General features: G+C 67.1%; 9 protein-coding genes and 1 pseudogene. All 10 read left to right on the top strand.

The window, feature by feature from the left end:
* Positions 1-37 precede the first annotated feature (37 nt).
* The gene (locus ACIBL3_RS37325; RefSeq protein ID WP_396358629.1) at positions 38-919 is read left to right on the top strand and encodes a carbohydrate ABC transporter permease; all 882 of its coding nucleotides are present in this window, start codon (positions 38-40) and stop codon (positions 917-919) included.
* Positions 920-937: 18 nt separating this feature from the next.
* A complete protein-coding gene (locus ACIBL3_RS37320; protein ID WP_396358628.1) occupies positions 938-2,482 on the top strand; it encodes an extracellular solute-binding protein in 1,545 nt (514 codons plus the stop codon).
* Positions 2,483-2,515: 33 nt separating this feature from the next.
* Complete coding sequence (locus ACIBL3_RS37315) at positions 2,516-4,492, top strand: MGH1-like glycoside hydrolase domain-containing protein (RefSeq protein WP_396358627.1); 1,977 nt, start codon at positions 2,516-2,518, stop codon at positions 4,490-4,492.
* Complete coding sequence (locus ACIBL3_RS37310; protein WP_396358626.1) at positions 4,489-5,799, top strand: Gfo/Idh/MocA family protein; 1,311 nt, start codon at positions 4,489-4,491, stop codon at positions 5,797-5,799. Before ACIBL3_RS37315 ends, ACIBL3_RS37310 begins: the two co-directional genes overlap by 4 nt.
* 25 nt (positions 5,800-5,824) lie before the next feature.
* Positions 5,825-9,379, top strand: a complete 3,555-nt coding sequence (locus ACIBL3_RS37305; protein ID WP_396358625.1) for an endo-1,4-beta-xylanase — start codon at positions 5,825-5,827, stop codon at positions 9,377-9,379.
* A gap of 20 nt (positions 9,380-9,399) precedes the next feature.
* Positions 9,400-10,713: a hypothetical protein gene (locus ACIBL3_RS37300; RefSeq protein WP_396358624.1), complete on the top strand. Its 1,314-nt coding sequence runs from the start codon at positions 9,400-9,402 to the stop codon at positions 10,711-10,713.
* The gene (locus tag ACIBL3_RS37295; protein WP_396358623.1) at positions 10,710-11,579 is read left to right on the top strand and encodes an NAD-dependent epimerase/dehydratase family protein; all 870 of its coding nucleotides are present in this window, start codon (positions 10,710-10,712) and stop codon (positions 11,577-11,579) included. Before ACIBL3_RS37300 ends, ACIBL3_RS37295 begins: the two co-directional genes overlap by 4 nt.
* Before the next feature lie 33 nt (positions 11,580-11,612).
* Positions 11,613-14,096 carry a hypothetical protein gene (locus ACIBL3_RS37290; RefSeq protein WP_396358622.1) on the top strand — a complete coding sequence of 828 codons (2,484 nt, stop codon included), beginning with the start codon at positions 11,613-11,615 and terminating at the stop codon, positions 14,094-14,096.
* Positions 14,093-14,728 (top strand): annotated as a pseudogene (locus tag ACIBL3_RS37285) (hypothetical protein). Before ACIBL3_RS37290 ends, ACIBL3_RS37285 begins: the two are co-directional and overlap by 4 nt.
* Positions 14,729-14,768: 40 nt before the next feature.
* Positions 14,769-14,900, top strand: a complete 132-nt coding sequence (locus ACIBL3_RS37280; RefSeq protein WP_396358621.1) for a hypothetical protein — start codon at positions 14,769-14,771, stop codon at positions 14,898-14,900.
* Positions 14,901-15,167 lie beyond the last annotated feature (267 nt).

The raw sequence follows: 15,167 nt of genomic DNA, 5'->3' as shown, positions 1-15,167 counted from the left end.
GATGGCTACCCAATTGCAAGAACGTGTCGACGCAGTCGTGAAACCCCTGCCTGTCAAGAGAGTGCGCGACGGCAGGCTGTGGGACGCCGGTGTCTGGACAGTGCTTGGTCTGGTCACCCTGGTGACGTTGGCGCCGCTGTGGTACGTGCTGGTCATCTCGGTGACGCCGACCGATCTGTGGGCCAAGACCAACGGGTCGTTGTTCCCGACCAACATCACCTTCGCGGCGTACCAGCAGTTGCTCGAGAACGGCCGCCTGTTCCGCGCGATGGGCGTCAGCCTCTACGTCACGGTCGTCGGTACGGCGCTCAGCCTGATCGCCACGACCCTGATGGCGTATCCGCTGGCGCGCAAGCGCTTCAAGCTGCGGCGGCCGATCCTCCTGATCGTCCTGTTCACGATGCTCTTCAACGGTGGCCTCATCCCGACGTACCTGATCGTCCGGGACCTGAGCCTTTTGGACAGCTACTGGTCGTTGATGCTGCCGAACCTGGTCAGTGCCTTCAACCTCCTGGTGATGAAGGCGTTCTTCCAGTCGCTGCCGGACGAGATCGAGGAGGCAGCGCGCATCGACGGAGCCTCGGAGTGGCAGATCCTCTGGCGGATCGTGCTCCCGTTGTCCAAGCCGATCATCGCGACGATCGGTCTGTTCTACGCCGTCGCCGAGTGGAACAGCTTCTTCGACGCGGTGCTCTATATCAACGACCCGGACAAGCAACCGTTGCAGGTGGTACTTCGCTCGATTCTGACCTCGGGCAATCTCTCGGCGTACGTCGACGTGACCGCGGCGGACACGCCGCCGCAGCAGTCGTTGCAGATGGCGGCGGTCGTCATCACGACCATCCCGGTTCTGCTGGTCTATCCGTTCCTGCAGCGCTACTTCACCGCCGGCGTGCTGCTCGGATCGGTCAAGGATTAGTTCAAAGGAGACAACACGATGCGCTCACTCAAGTTCGTCGCCGCCGCAGGGGCGACTGTCCTCCTGGCTTCGGCCTGCAGCGGGGGCGGCAGTTCGGGCGATTCCGGCGACGCCGATTCGTCGACGATCGAGCTCTTCGCGTCGGTGGCGACCCCGGTCGCCGGACCGCCTGGCGACGACTACTTCTGGAAGAAGCTCGTCAAGGACGCGACGGGCGTCGACGTGAAGCTGAACTTCGTGACCGAAGGCAGCCAGTACACGCCGAAACTGCAGGCCCGGGCGGCGGCGAACGACCTTCCGGATCTGTACTACTCCGACGCTACGACGCAAAGTCAGTTGAGTAGTCAGGGGCTGGCTGGTGACTGGACGCCGTTGCTCGACAAGATGCCGACCTGGGTCAAGGAGCACGAGGTCGACCGGTTCAAGCCGGTCGGCACGTTCGACGGCAAGCTGACCGGGCTGACCGGCCGTACCGGGTATCCGTACAAGCCGGTCGTTGTCATCCGCAAGGACTGGCTGCAGAAGCTCAACCTCGGTGAGCCGAAGACGCTCGATCAGTACCTCGAGGTGATGAAGGCGTTCACCGAGCGCGACCCGGACGGTAACGGCAAGAAGGACACCTATGGCTGGACCGGGGCGATCAAGGCGGACGGCAGCCTGTTCGGTTTCGACCCGATCTTCGGTGCCTTCGACGCGCTCGGTCTGTGGCAGCAGAGCGGCGACTCGGTCGAGTTCGTCGGAACGTCCGACAAGTACCGCGACGCGCTGGCGTTCATCGACAAGATGAACAAGGCCGGCGTCATCGACCCGGACTGGAAGGCCCAGAAGCCGGAAGACACCGCGGTCAAGTACCAGTCCGGCAAGGTCGGCCTGATGCAGAACGACTGGTGCGCCGCACTCTGCGCCGGCAACTACTCGCTGTTCCACAAGGGCAACCCGAAGGGCGTCGTCGAGATCATCGATCCGCCGACCGGGCCCGGCGGAGCATCCGGGTCAGGGACCTATTCGGCGGCGGGCATGATACTCGGCATCTCCCAGAAGGCCGTCGAAGCCGGCAAGGGCGAGCAGATCGCCAAGGTGCTCGACTGGATGGCCGGCCCCGGCTACATCCCGACCGTGTTCGGTGAGGAAGGCAAGACCAAGGGCCACGTCAAGGACGCCGACGGGAAGATTCGCCTGAACAACGCCAACACCGACTACGCCAGCAACCTGCAACTCGTTGCTGTCGGCATCAAGGGCACCACGGAAGAGCTCAAGAGCCGGTACGGCGGGGCGTCGACGACACAGGGTGACGGTTCCAGTTGGTCCGCGAACGACTGGCTCGACAAGATGGCGAAGTACCCGAAGAAGGACATCACCAGCTTCGCGGCGCTGCCGCCGCCGCCGGTGGAGAGCGGCGCGGACCTGACCAGGGTCATCAACGAGGGGGCGTTCAAGTTCGCCAGTGGGACGCAGCCGTTGTCCGGCTGGGGCGACTACGTCGCCAGCGTCAAGAAGACCGGACTCGACACCTGGACGCAGAACGCGCAAAGCCGGCTGAAGGAAGTCGGCCCCGTCCGCTAGGCGAGACGACTCGACGACAGGAGATTCACTGCGGTGGCAGGGTACGACACGCACGACTTCGACTTCGATCTGCGGCGACGGATCGCCGAGACGCTCTGGACGACCAGTGGTTGGTCGACGGTCGCGCTCGTGCCGGGCACGGTGTGCGGCGTGGGGGCCTGCTTCTCTCCGCCGTACGCCGCGCCGCAGGCCAGTTTGTCCGTCGTGCTGGAGACAGAGGGCACGCGCATCACCGACACCGGAACTTCCGGGATGGACGGCACCAAGTTGTTGCCGTCCGGCGGCACCTGGCGGCTTGACGGCGTCGAGCGGTGGGGTACCTACCATCGTCGGCACGACGGCCGTCTGGTCTCGCTGCAGGTGCGCTCGGAGCTGACACCGATGCATGGGCAGCCTGGGTACGCGCTGGTTGTTGCTGTCCGCAACCGTTCGGACCGGACGCTGTCCCTCCGGTTGCTGCCTGAGCTCTCGGCCGGGCCGGTCGGGACGGTCCCGCTAGGGGAGTGGGGGTGGATGCCGCCGGAGCCCAGCGCCATGGTGGCCGAGCGATTGGTGCACGGCCGGTTGGAGACCGGACTCGAGCCCTCGGAGGAGGCGGTCTTCGAGCTAGCTGTGCTGCTCGACGGTTCGACGCCACATGCATCACCGGCTCAGCTGGCCGCGGAGTCGCGGGTCGCGGCTGGGCGACGTACCGCGCAGGTGCTCGCTCGGGTCCCACGCTTGACGGCCGAGTTGCCCGAGCTGGACGAGTATTACCGGCGCTCGCTCGCGAGCGGCCTCGTCTGCCTCTGGGACAACCCGTCCTTCGCGACCGTGCCGTTCCCGGCGACGTCGGGGATCGACGGCGGTGCGCTGTGCGCGTACGCCTGGGACACGGGCGGATACGCACCTCATACGCTGTCGCTGATGCTCGGCCGCGGCGTCGTCGACGTACTCGAGGCGATGGTCCAGGCAGACCTGACGGATCACTACGCCATAGCTCCTGACGGCGCAGGCACCGGCGTCGCCTACGCGTACAGCGCCTGGTCGTTGGTGATGCTCGCGCAAGCAGCCGCTTGCCACGACGGCATCACGCCCGAACTCGTGGCGCGACTGCACGAGACGGAAGCGCGGCTCGCCGATCGGTTCCTGACGGTAGGGGAGTTGCGAGACTACGGTGCGCAGGAAAACCTGCTGGAGATGCGTTCGACCGGCTGGGAGCATGTCGTCGCCAGCCCGAACGCGGAGCGCGCGTCGAGCCTCGACTCGCTCGCCGGCCTCGTAGACCAGTTCGGCGTCCCGCTTCCTGTCGATGCTCTACGCGCCCAGGCAGAGCGGGTTCGTGAGGCCGTCCGGCGCGAACTCTGGGACGCGACAGCCGGATGGTTCAAGAGCCGCTATCCGGACGGACACACCGAGCTCGCCTACTCGGTGCAAGCCTTCGACGTACTGCGGGCGGGCGTCTGTACGCCGTCCATGACGAAGGCCATGTTGGCGCAGCTGCGCGATGGCGCCTTCCTTGCTGAGTACGGCGTCAGCAGTGTGTCGGCCGAGGACCGTACGCACTACGAGCTGGGCGATCTGGACTGGTCTGGTGGTGGCGCCTACACGGGGGAGGCGCCACAACTGGCGCTCACGTTGTGGGAACAGGGCGAGCCACGGCTTGCCTGGGATGTCCTGCGGCGGGTGCTGTGGATGGGACGGCACTTCGCCTACTTCCCGCAGGACCACTTCTGCGACCGTCCCGCCGTACAACAGCGCGGCCGGCGGACGAACGTGATCGCCGGCTTAACCGGCACGGAGGCGGTGATCCTCGGCCTCGCAGGGCTGCGGCCGCAAGTGAACGGCGCACTGAACCTCGAACCACCGACCTGGCTGCCCACCGCACTGGAGCTGCGCGGCCTCGTCTACCGCGGGCGAGAGATCGACCTCGCGCTGTCGGCCGAACGCTGCGAGGTGTCAGTCGACGGCCGCACCATCCATTCCGGGGAACTGGCCCCGCTACAGATTCTGGGAGCACCTGACAAGTGACGTCCACGAAACGGGCCGCCATCGTCGGCACCGGCCATCGCGCACAGCTGTTCACCGAGGGACTCGCACACCGCGAGCACATCGACGTGGCGGCTTTCTGCGATCCGAATCCGGTCCGGATGGAGCACCACAACCGGCTGCTGTCCGTGGCGGGGCGCGCACCTGCGGCGACGTACGGACCGGATGACTTCAAAAAGCTTCTCGACGTCGAGCGCATCGACACCGTTGTCGTGACGACTGTCGACGTCCTGCACGACGAGTACATCGTCGCGGCCTTGCGGGCCGGATGCCGGGTGGTGACCGAGAAGCCGATGACGACGGACGCGGACCGCTGCCGCAAGGTCCTGGATGCGGTCGCCGACACCGGCGGCGACCTGTCGGTGGCCTTCAACTACCGCTTCAACCCGGTGCACGAGCTGGTCCGCCGGGAGATCTCCGGCGGCTCGATCGGTGAGGTGTTGTCCGTGCACTTCGAGTGGCTGCTCGACGTCCGGCACGGGGCCGACTATTTCCGGCGCTGGCACCGGGAGAAGGACAAGAGCGGTGGCTTGATGGTGCATAAGGCGAGCCATCACTTCGACCTCGTGAACTGGTGGCTCGGCACCCGTCCGCAGCGGGTCTTCGGCCAAGGCCGGCTCGGCTTCTACGGACGCGAGAACGGCGAGCGAACGGGGTATCGGCGTGACTACGAGCGGGCGCACAACTCGCCCGCGGCCGCTGACGACCCGTTCGCACTGCACCTGGCCGACAACGACGGGCTGCGGGCTCTGTACCTGGATGCCGAGAGTGTGGACGGCTACTGCCGCGATCGGAACGTCTTCGGTGACGGCATCACGATCGAGGACGACATGGCGGTGCTGGTCGGGTACGACTCCGGCGCGAGTATGTCGTACCACCTGACGGCGTACTCACCCTGTGAGGGCTATCGGGTGATGTTCAACGGTACGGCTGGCCGGCTGGAGCTCGATGTCGAGGAGAGCGTGTGGCAGCGTCCGCGCGCGAAGGTGACTTCGGCCAAGGGGTCTGTCCATGGCGACACCGCGTTGGACAACGCGGGCGGTGCCCGGATCCTCGTACGCCCCCTGTGGCAGCAGCCGCGCGAGATCGAGATCCCGGAATTCGACCATGCCGGTCACGGCGGTGGCGACGCACGGATGCTGCGGGCGCTGTTCGACGGTGAGGACAGCGACGCTGCGACGGCCACCGAAGTCGACGGAGCCCTTGCGCTTGCCACTGGACTTGCCGCCAACTCAGCTTTCGTCCACGGACTGCCAGTGGCCATCGATGACGTAGTACGCATTCCCTGAGCACGACATCCACCGTCCGAAGGATGTGATCGACGTGGTACCACGCCGTATCAGCAGTGCTGTCGCGGCACTGGCGATGATCATCGCCGGTCTCCCCGCGCTGGCCGTACCGGCTCGCGCGGAAGGACCGGTCGAAGTGCTGCCGGCCGACTCGCTAGCCGCCTTCACCATCCCCAAGGGGGATCCGCCGCCGACCACGCAGATCGTTCCCGTGGCGGGCAACCCGAAGATCGACCGCGCATTGCGGATCACCGTGCCCGGCAGCCCTCGTAGCGCCGGGTTGGACGGGGAGTACGAGATCGGACTGGCCGCATCGACGGCTACCGCGGTACAGGCCGACGATGCCGTGGTGGCGACGTTCTGGGCGCGGTCCGCGGCCGAGACCGGTGAAGCGACGTTCGTGTTCCAGCGCAACGGCGGCAGCCCGAAGTCCGCGGTTGCGTCGCTGAAGCTCAGTCGCGAGTGGCAGCGGTTCGAGTTCCCGTTCCGGATCGTCGGCAGCCATGCCGCCGGCGACGCCCAGATCTCGTTGTGGCTCGGCTACGGCCCGCAGGTCCTCGAGCTCGCGAACGTCTCGGTGCTCAACCACGGACCCGGCAATCCCGCGGGGTTCCCGTCGGTGACCTATCGCGGCCGGGAGGCGGATGCCGCGTGGCGAACGGCCGCGGACACCCGCATCGACAAGTACCGCAAGGGTGATCTCCGGGTCCACGTAGTCGACGCCGCCGGGCGGCCGGTTCGCAATGCCGCGGTTCGCGCGGACATGCAGGAGCACGCGTTCAACTTCGGTACGGCGGTTTCGGCGCAGACGATGGGTAACGACACGGCGGACGGACGGATGCACCGGACGAAGGTGAGCGAGGACGTCAATCAGGTGACGTTCGGCAACGACCTGAAATGGAACTACTGGGAGAACCAGGCTCACCGCACCCAGTACACCCAGCCGGCGCTCGAGTGGCTGCGGGACCAGGGCAAGGATGTGCACGGGCACACGCTCGTCTGGGGGTCGTGGGGGTTGATGCCGCCCGACGTTCAGCAGTTGGCCGGCGATCCTGCCGCGCTGCGAAAGCGGATCGACGACCATATCACCGACGAGGTGTCGTCGCTGAAAGGCCGGATCGACGCGTGGGACGTGGTGAACGAGCCGTATTCCGAGCACAACGTGACCGACATTCTCGGGCAGCACGAGATCGCCCGCTGGTTCCGGCTGGCCAGGCAGGCCGACCCGGAGGCGCGGCTGCTGCTGAACGAGTACGACATCCTCGAGAAGAACGGCTGGACCAGGCGCAAACAGGACTACCTGTACAACCTGCTCAAGTCTCTGCGGGCGCGGGGCGCGCCGATCGACGCGCTGGGCATCCAGGGTCACTTCACCGACCTGCAGCCGACGCCGCCGGAGGATCTCCTGCCGATCCTGGATCGGTACGCCGCGCTGGGTCTGCCGATCGAGATCACCGAATTCGACCTCGCGGGCCGGAGTACGACGTACGTCGACGAGCAACTGCAGGCCGACTACACCCGCGACTTCCTGACCACGATGTTCAGCCACCCGAAGGTCGACGCGGTCAGCACGTTCGGGCTCTGGCAGGCCAACATCTGGCACCCGATGGCGGCGCTGTACCGCACCGACTGGTCAGCGAAACCGAACGCCCAGGCGTGGCGGGACCTGATCTACCGGCAGTGGTGGACCAACGCTCAGGGCACGACCGATGTGAGGGGTTCCTACGCTACCCGCGGCTTCCTCGGCGACTACCTCGTCACGGTGACCGTGAACGGAGTCACGAAGCAGCAACGGGTCTCGATGCCGGCCAACCGCGGCAAGACCGTCACGATCGTCGCAGACGGTATCCCCACCGCGCCACGTACGGAGCTGTCCAGCACGATCCGTGGCGGCGGCTTCGAGTCCGCCACGACCGGCTGGCAACCGCTCGGCGGTACGCCGCAGACCGGCAGCGATGCACACAGCGGGACGGGCGCGTTGCAGGTCGGCCGCGCCGCGGGCGGGGGAGTGACTCAGGACGTCATCGACCTGAAGGCCGGCACGAACTACACGCTCAGCGCCTGGGCGAAATCGAGTGCCCCCGGCAACCAGTGCTACGTCGGCGTCCGTGGCGGTCCGAGCCCGGGCCAGACGGGCTTCCAGTACACCCTCAACTACCGTGACGAGACGAGCTACCAGCAACAGGTCGCTACCTTCACCCCACCGACGGGTACCACGTGGACGCAGGCATTCGTCTGGCAGAACCCCGGAGTCGCCGGAGGACCGACGTGTACGGTCGACGACGTCACACTGGCCGAGACGACCGGTACGCCGTCGGCGCCGCCCGCACCGCCGTACATCCAACCCAGACTGCCGGGCAGTCCCAACGCGCTGACCAACGCCGACCTGGAGCAGGGCAGCACGACGGGTTGGTACTGCCTCGGGCCTTGCACGCTGGCGCTGGCCGGCAGCCCCACCCATGGCGGTGCGGGCGCACTCGCGGTCACCGGCCGCGGTGAGACCTGGGCGGGCGCGGCGCAGCGGGTCAGCGTCGCGCACAGCGGCCGGTACAACGCGTCGGCCTGGGTGCGGCTGAAGAACCCAGGCACCGACACAGCCGACCTGGCCCTCAAGGTGACGTCGTCGACCGGAAGCACGACGCTCCGGCTGGGATCGGCCGCTGTCACGGACACTGCCTGGACTCAGCTCAGCGCCTCGACCGCGCCGGTCACGTTCACTGGGTCGTTCCTGTCCGCAGAACTGTGGATCAGCACCCGGAGTGGCACCACCAAGGCCGACCTCCTGGTCGACGATGTCACCTTCGGTGCCCGATCCGCGCCGCCACCCGGCCTCGACTTGTTGACGAACGGAGCTGTCGAGGACGCCGGGGCCGGTTGGTACTGCTTCTCGCCCTGTACGGCATCCCCGGTGGGCTCGCCGATTCACAGTGGGTCCGGCGCGCTGCGGATCACCAATCGGACGTATGCGTGGACCGGTCCGGCGCAGGGGGTGCTGAACCTGACCAGCGGTGCCCGCTACAAGACATCGGCCTGGCTTCGGCTGGCCGACGGGGCTCCAGACACCACGGCGCTCATCAAGCTCAAACTGTGGTTCACCGACGGCACCAGCACCACCGTGCCACTGGCCGAAGGCGACATCACCTCGTCGCAGTGGCGCCAGGTGCAGGCAAACGACGTCGCCGTGAGCTGGAGCGGAACCCTCGATCGAGCCGAGTGGTGGATCAGTACGGCGGGTGGCGCCGACGACCTGCACGTCGACGACACGGCACTGCAACCCGCCGGCGCATCCGAGACGGCATTCACCCCGGTGACACCCCGGGATGTCTGCGTGGCGCGCCACCCAGGCAGGACCGACATGGCGTACTTCGGCTACAGCAACCCGAACAGCTTCGGAGTGCCCGTACCGGTCGGGACCAGCAACCGGATCAGCCCGGCACCGGCCGACCGCGGCCAGCCGGTTCTCTTCGAGGCCGGAACCCAGCCCCGCCGAACACCAGTCACGCTCAACCCCGGCCGGAGCGTCACCTGGCAGCTGAACGGACAGTCCCTGACCGCCAACGGTGCGACCCGCACCTGTTGACACCTACTCCTGGGAAAGAAATGAAGATCACGATCATCGGTGGCGGAAGCCGCACCTGGACCCCGCGCCTGATCCAGGACTTCCTCCGCACCCCCGAACTGTCCGGGGCGGAGTACGTCCTCCTCGACATCGACCGACCCGCCGCGGACCTGATGGCGACCTTCGCCACGCAGCTTGCGGCGAAGTTCGACGTACCTGCGACCATCACGGCCACGCAGGACCAGGCCTCCGCACTCGACGGTGCCGACTACGTGGTCATCACGATCACGACCGGCGGTCTCGACACGATGGCCAACGACCTCGACATCGCCGAGCGGCATGGGATCTACCACACGGTCGGCGACACGTGCGGTCCCGGTGGCTGGAGCCGGCTGATCCGGAACGCCGACGTTTTCATCGAGCTCGCGAAGGCGATCAACAAGTACGCTCCCGGCGCGGCGGTGATCAACTACACGAATCCGTTGGCACAGCTCACGAAGCTCCTGTCCGAGCACTGCATCGGCCCGGTCGTCGGCCTCTGCCACGGCGTCGTCGACAACCGCGATTTCCTGACGAAGCGATACGGTCCGGACATCGAGATGGCGTACGGCGGGATCAATCACTTCTACTGGACCACCCGTGCCACGGTCGGGGACAGGGACGTCCTGGCGGATCTCGCAGCGGTGGTCGAGCACACCGATCTGGACACCCTCGAGGCGGATCGCGAACCCGACCCGCTGGGCTTCAGCTCGGGCCACGCGGTGGCCACCGAACTGTTCCGGCTCGCGGGGGCGCTGCCGTACCTCGCCGACCGGCACAACTGCGAGTTCGTGCCGTGGTACATCACCGACCTGGAACGGATGGAACAGTACGGGCTCCGCCGTACGTCCGTCGCCGCTCGACTCACGAAGCTGACCCAGCAGCAGGAGTCGGTCGAGCACATGATCCGCGACGGCATCCCCGACGACTGGGTGAAGCCCAGCGGCGAGACCGTCGCCGACATCGTCCGCGCCCACTACACCGGCGAGCCCTTCATCGACGTGGGCAACGTACCGAACCGCGGTCAGATCGCCAATCTGCCGGAAGGTGTCGTCGTCGAAACACCGGTCCGATACGACAAGGAGGGCTTCACTCCGGTCCACATCGGTGCGCTGCCCGCCGCCGCCGCGAGCCTGGTCGAGCCATGGGCCCACGTGTACGAGTTGGAGGTGCAGGCCTGCGTCGACCGCGATCCACGACGGGCGCTCGACGCGCTACGACTCGCTCCCACCTGCGCCACACTGAGCTCTTCCCGGGTCCGGGACATGGGCCAGGCCCTGCTCACGGCCAACCGTCCGTACGTCGAGTGGCTGTGAAGATCGCGGTAACCGGCGGTAGTGGCCGACTTGGCCGGACTGTGGTGACGACGCTGCGGGAACGCGGCCACGACGTGGTCAACGCCGATCTCCACGACACCGGCGACGGGCCGTTCATCGCTGTCGACCTCACCCGGCCCGGCGACAGCTACCAGCTGCTCACACGCAGCCGGGCGGAGGCCGTGGTACATCTCGCGGCACTGGCCGAGCCGCTCCGACACCCGGAGACGAAGCTCTTCGCCTGTAACGTCACCAGCACCTTCAACCTGTTTCAGGCTGCCGTCGATCTCGGCGTCGAGACGGTGATCTACGCAGGCAGCCCGAGTTCCGTCGGGTACGGAGCGCCGCACGGCTGGATCCCGCAGTACCTGCCGATCGACGAGGATCACCCGCTCGAGCCCTGGCACGCGTACAACCTGGCCAAGGCTGTTGGCGAGCAGGTTCTGCAGTCCTTCGTACACCGGCTGCGGGCTTTCACGGTACGGCCGTGCTTCGTCGTCACGCCTGACGAATGGGCCGGACGAGCACCGACCCAGACCGGCATCACCATCCAGGAACGACTCGACCGGCCCGAGATCGCGGCGACCAGCCTCTTCAACTACGTCGACGCCAGGGATGTCGCGGACCTCATCGCCCTCCTGATCGAGAACAGCGGCCGAGTCCCGAACGGCGAGATGTTCTACGCCTCGGCCCCGGACGCGCTCGCCCGGAGCCCGCTCAGCGAACTCATACCCCGCTACTACGAAGGAACCGAGCAATTGGCCTCGGGCTTGACCGGCAACCGTCCCGCATTCTCCACCGCGAAAGCGACCCGGCTGCTGGGGTGGCAACCAACCCGCTCCTGGCGCACTGCAATGACGCCTTGAATCACTTCCAACGGGTGACCGAAAGTGAATCCAATGTCTGCTGATCATGCCATCGCGATCATCCCGACGTCGCATCTCGACCTGTTCTGGCTCGGTGACTACCGCAACTGCCTGCGGCGCGGCGACCAGGTGATCGCGTCGTACCTCGATCGGGCGGTGACGTCCGACGAGACCTTCGTCATCGACACCGCAATCTTTGCCGAGCATTTCCTCACGACACACCCCGAGTACGAGCAGGTTGTGCGTGACTTGCTTGCCGATGGACGGCTCGAGATCGGGGCCGCCTACATCGATCGGTGGGAGAACCTGGTGCTCGGCGAGACGCTGATCAGGAACGTCCAGATCGGCCGGCGCTGGCTGCGGGACCGGCTGGGCGTGGACGGGCGGCTCGCCGCCCACCCGGACCTGCCGGGCCTGAACGCGCAGACGGCGCAGATCTACGCCCAGGCGGGGATCGAGTACTACGTCACCAGCCGGAAGATCTTCCAGGAGGGGCGGGTCTGGCGGCACCGAGCTCCTGACGGTACGGCGCTGACCATGCTCACGTGGCCGCACCACTACGTGTTCCTCGCCCTCGACGAGGACGGGCTGGATCCGCACGGAGATGGCAACTTCGCCGGCGACGCGGTGCTGTCGACGCAGGACCTGGCCGAGCGGTATCCGCACGGCACGATCGCGGTCTCGGGGTCCGCGGGTGACCTCACGGCGGCCGACGACTTCCTGACGCGGTACGGGAAGGACATCCAGGAGTACGTGAAGGGGTACCGCGACAAGCCGTTCGACATCGGCTTCTCTATCCCGGGCCGTGTGCTGGCGCCGTACCTGGAGTCGAACACCGGGTTGGTCGAAGTGAGCGGGTCACTGCCGAGTGTGTGGGGTGTCGCGCCGGACGAGGAGATGCGGTTCTTCCACCGGGTCCGCGCGACGGAGCGCCTGCTGCTGGATGCCGAGACTGCATCGGTCCTGGGAGTCCTGTCCGGCAGGGATCCGCTGCCGGCGTCAGCGGCATCGTGGCGAGGGCTCTATGGCGAGGACGCGTTCTTCGCCGACGACGACAGGCCGCCGACCGGACGCGAATGGGAGTGGCTCTGGCGGATGCACGCGTTCACGCAGGACCATAACGGCGGCGGACAGGACGGAACCCTGTCGATCTTCCAGAAGAAGGTCCGGCACGACAGGACGGCGGACTACGCAGCCGAGGTCATCGAGCACGCTCTCGGCGGTGACGACCGTGCCCCGAGCGTGCTGCGAACCCGGTTGGGTCCGTCGGAGGAAGCGATTGTGCTGGACTCCGACGTCCTGGAACGCCTGCGCCCCTGGCTGGAGGGCAGTTCGGAGGTTCAGTTGCTACCCGACGGCGGGTTCGGCCCGAGGGGCGCGCTTGCCCTTGCACCGGCTGCGGGCGTCGGCGTCGGACCCCTGCAGCTGCGGGCCGGCCACTCGCCGTTGAGTGCCGTGTCTCACGACGACGAGATCGTCGTGGCGAATTCGGAGGTCTCGGTGCGCGTCGATCGGGCCACCGGCCGGGTCAGCCTCCACGACCGGAGACGCGACAGGGCCTGGAGCGGCATAATCAAGGCGCCGTACGCCGTACCGGAGTTGGGGAACGACGTGACGCTGCGAACCGACGAGGGGGCGCGGTCGGCGGCCAGGGTCGAGTCCGTCGAGCTGTCCGGCCTGGGCCATGTTGCCGCTGTGGTGCGGATCCGTTGGCGCCTCCTCCAGGTGACCTGGACAGCAGACGTGCGGGTGTGGGCCGACAGCTCTCGCGTCGACGTCGATCTTGCCGTCCGGTGGCCGGCCCTCGAACGCTGGCAGATCCGGCTGCCACTCGGGCGGCTGCCGCGGGCGGATGTCAGCCATGGGACGCCGTTTCACGGCTCGGGCTGGGAAGACCTGCCACGGCAGCAGAACAGCCGGATGGCCGACGAGATCTCGATCGAGGACATGCGCGCCTACCGCGAAGTGCAGCAGTGGGTCCATCAACGGCGAGGTGATTCCGGGCTGATGCTGGCGACCAGCCACCCAGCGTTCCGGCACGACGGTCAGGAACTGTCCGCTGTCCTGCTGCGGACCGCGCCGTCGTGCGGGGACAGCAGGATGCTGTGGACGAACCCTGGCCTCAACACGTGGTCGTTCGCCTTCGATGTTGCGGACGCGGACTGGCGGGCTGGGCAGGTCGCCGAGCGTGCTGACCGTTGGTGGCGGATGCCGCGATTGGTCGCCGGCTCGGTCGGCGAGATCGACGTTCTCGGCAACAGCGGTGATCCGATCCGGATCTCGGCCCTGTACCTGCGCGAGAACGGCCACCTCGTCGCCAGGCTGGTCAATGAGAGCGCCTTGCCCGCCGAGGTGGCGCTCACCGGGGATGTGGTGCGGGACCGGGCCGAGCTCGTCGACCTCGCCGACCGAGTCCAGCAGGAGGTCGAGGAACACGAAGGTGCCCTGCGCTTCACGGTGCCACCGTGGCGGATCCAGACCGTTGACCTGGGCAAGATCAATCGGGAGTTGCCGTGAGCAGTATCGATTTGAGCGCCGTACGCGCGGAGCTGTCGTCAGCGGTGTTGTCCGACGCGCTGGACAGCCGCGGACTGCGGCATCAGTGCTTGGCCGCGGGAATCACGCCCCTCGAGCCAGCGCACACGATCGCCGGGTACGCCTACCCGGTCCGGATCGAACGCGTCAACCAGGTTCCGGATCGCCCGTTCCGGGGGCTTGTCGCCGCGCTCGATGCCATCGGACCCGACGAGGTGTTCGTGACTCCGACAGGTCGCGCCGACGACATCGCCGTCTGGGGAGAGCTGCTGTCGACGGTCTGCTAGGCCCGCGGCGCCGCCGGCGCGGCGACCGACGGACTGATCCGCGACACCAGAGCCATCCGCAGGCTCGGATTTCCGGTCGCGTCCGCGGGTGTCATCCCGTACGACAGTCTCGGCCGGCACGAGGTCGTCGCGCACGGCGTGCCGTGCGAGATCGACGGCGCCGCCATCGCGCCCGATGACCTGGTGGTGGGCGATGCCGACGGCGTTGTCGTCGTACCTGCATCTGTCGCGGTTGCGACGGTCGAGGCGGCGCTGACGAAGCGTGCCGCCGAGAAGGAGTTCCTCGCCGCGGCGGCCGGTGGTATGTCGCGACCGACGCGTTCATGACCTACGGCGTCCTGTGATCCCACGAGGAGAATCTGAGTCCATGAGCATCGAACCCGGGACCGTCGGCGACCGGGCGAGCCTGGTCATCGCCGGTGTCGACGCCTACGAGGTGACCGTTCCGATCGAGGCCCCGATCCGGCACTCGTACGGAGTCCACGAAGCCTTATCCTGAATCCGTGGAGCGGTCGCGGGTGAAAGGGGGTCGTGCGGCGGGGTGAACGTAGAAGTGCCTTCTGGGGCAGGAGAATCGGGAGTGTCGAGGTCCCTGTTCGCTGCGCACCGAGAAGGCACTGGAAGTGAAACTACATCATGCGTGGTCCAGGGCCACGCCATTGTTCGATGATGAGCACTTGGTGTCGTGCGCGGGGCTGGTCCCGGTGATGGCGCTGGCCGAGCAGGCCGGGCTGTCGGAGCTGATCGCTGAGCGAGTCACGTTCGA

Origin of the sequence: Kribbella sp. NPDC050124, from assembly GCF_044460355.1 — a bacterium.
Classification (GTDB): Bacteria; Actinomycetota; Actinomycetes; order Propionibacteriales; family Kribbellaceae; genus Kribbella.
Note: the sequence above shows the minus strand (reverse complement) of the source record. Positions and strands in the feature narration are given on the sequence as shown.

Coding starts and splice junctions, on each gene's coding strand:
- ACIBL3_RS37320 (WP_396358628.1), top strand. CDS start 938: ATGCGCTCACTCAAGTTCGTCGCCGCCGCAGGGGCGACTGTCCTCCTG.
- ACIBL3_RS37280 (WP_396358621.1), top strand. CDS start 14,769: ATGAGCATCGAACCCGGGACCGTCGGCGACCGGGCGAGCCTGGTCATC.
- ACIBL3_RS37290 (WP_396358622.1), top strand. CDS start 11,613: ATGTCTGCTGATCATGCCATCGCGATCATCCCGACGTCGCATCTCGAC.
- ACIBL3_RS37300 (WP_396358624.1), top strand. CDS start 9,400: ATGAAGATCACGATCATCGGTGGCGGAAGCCGCACCTGGACCCCGCGC.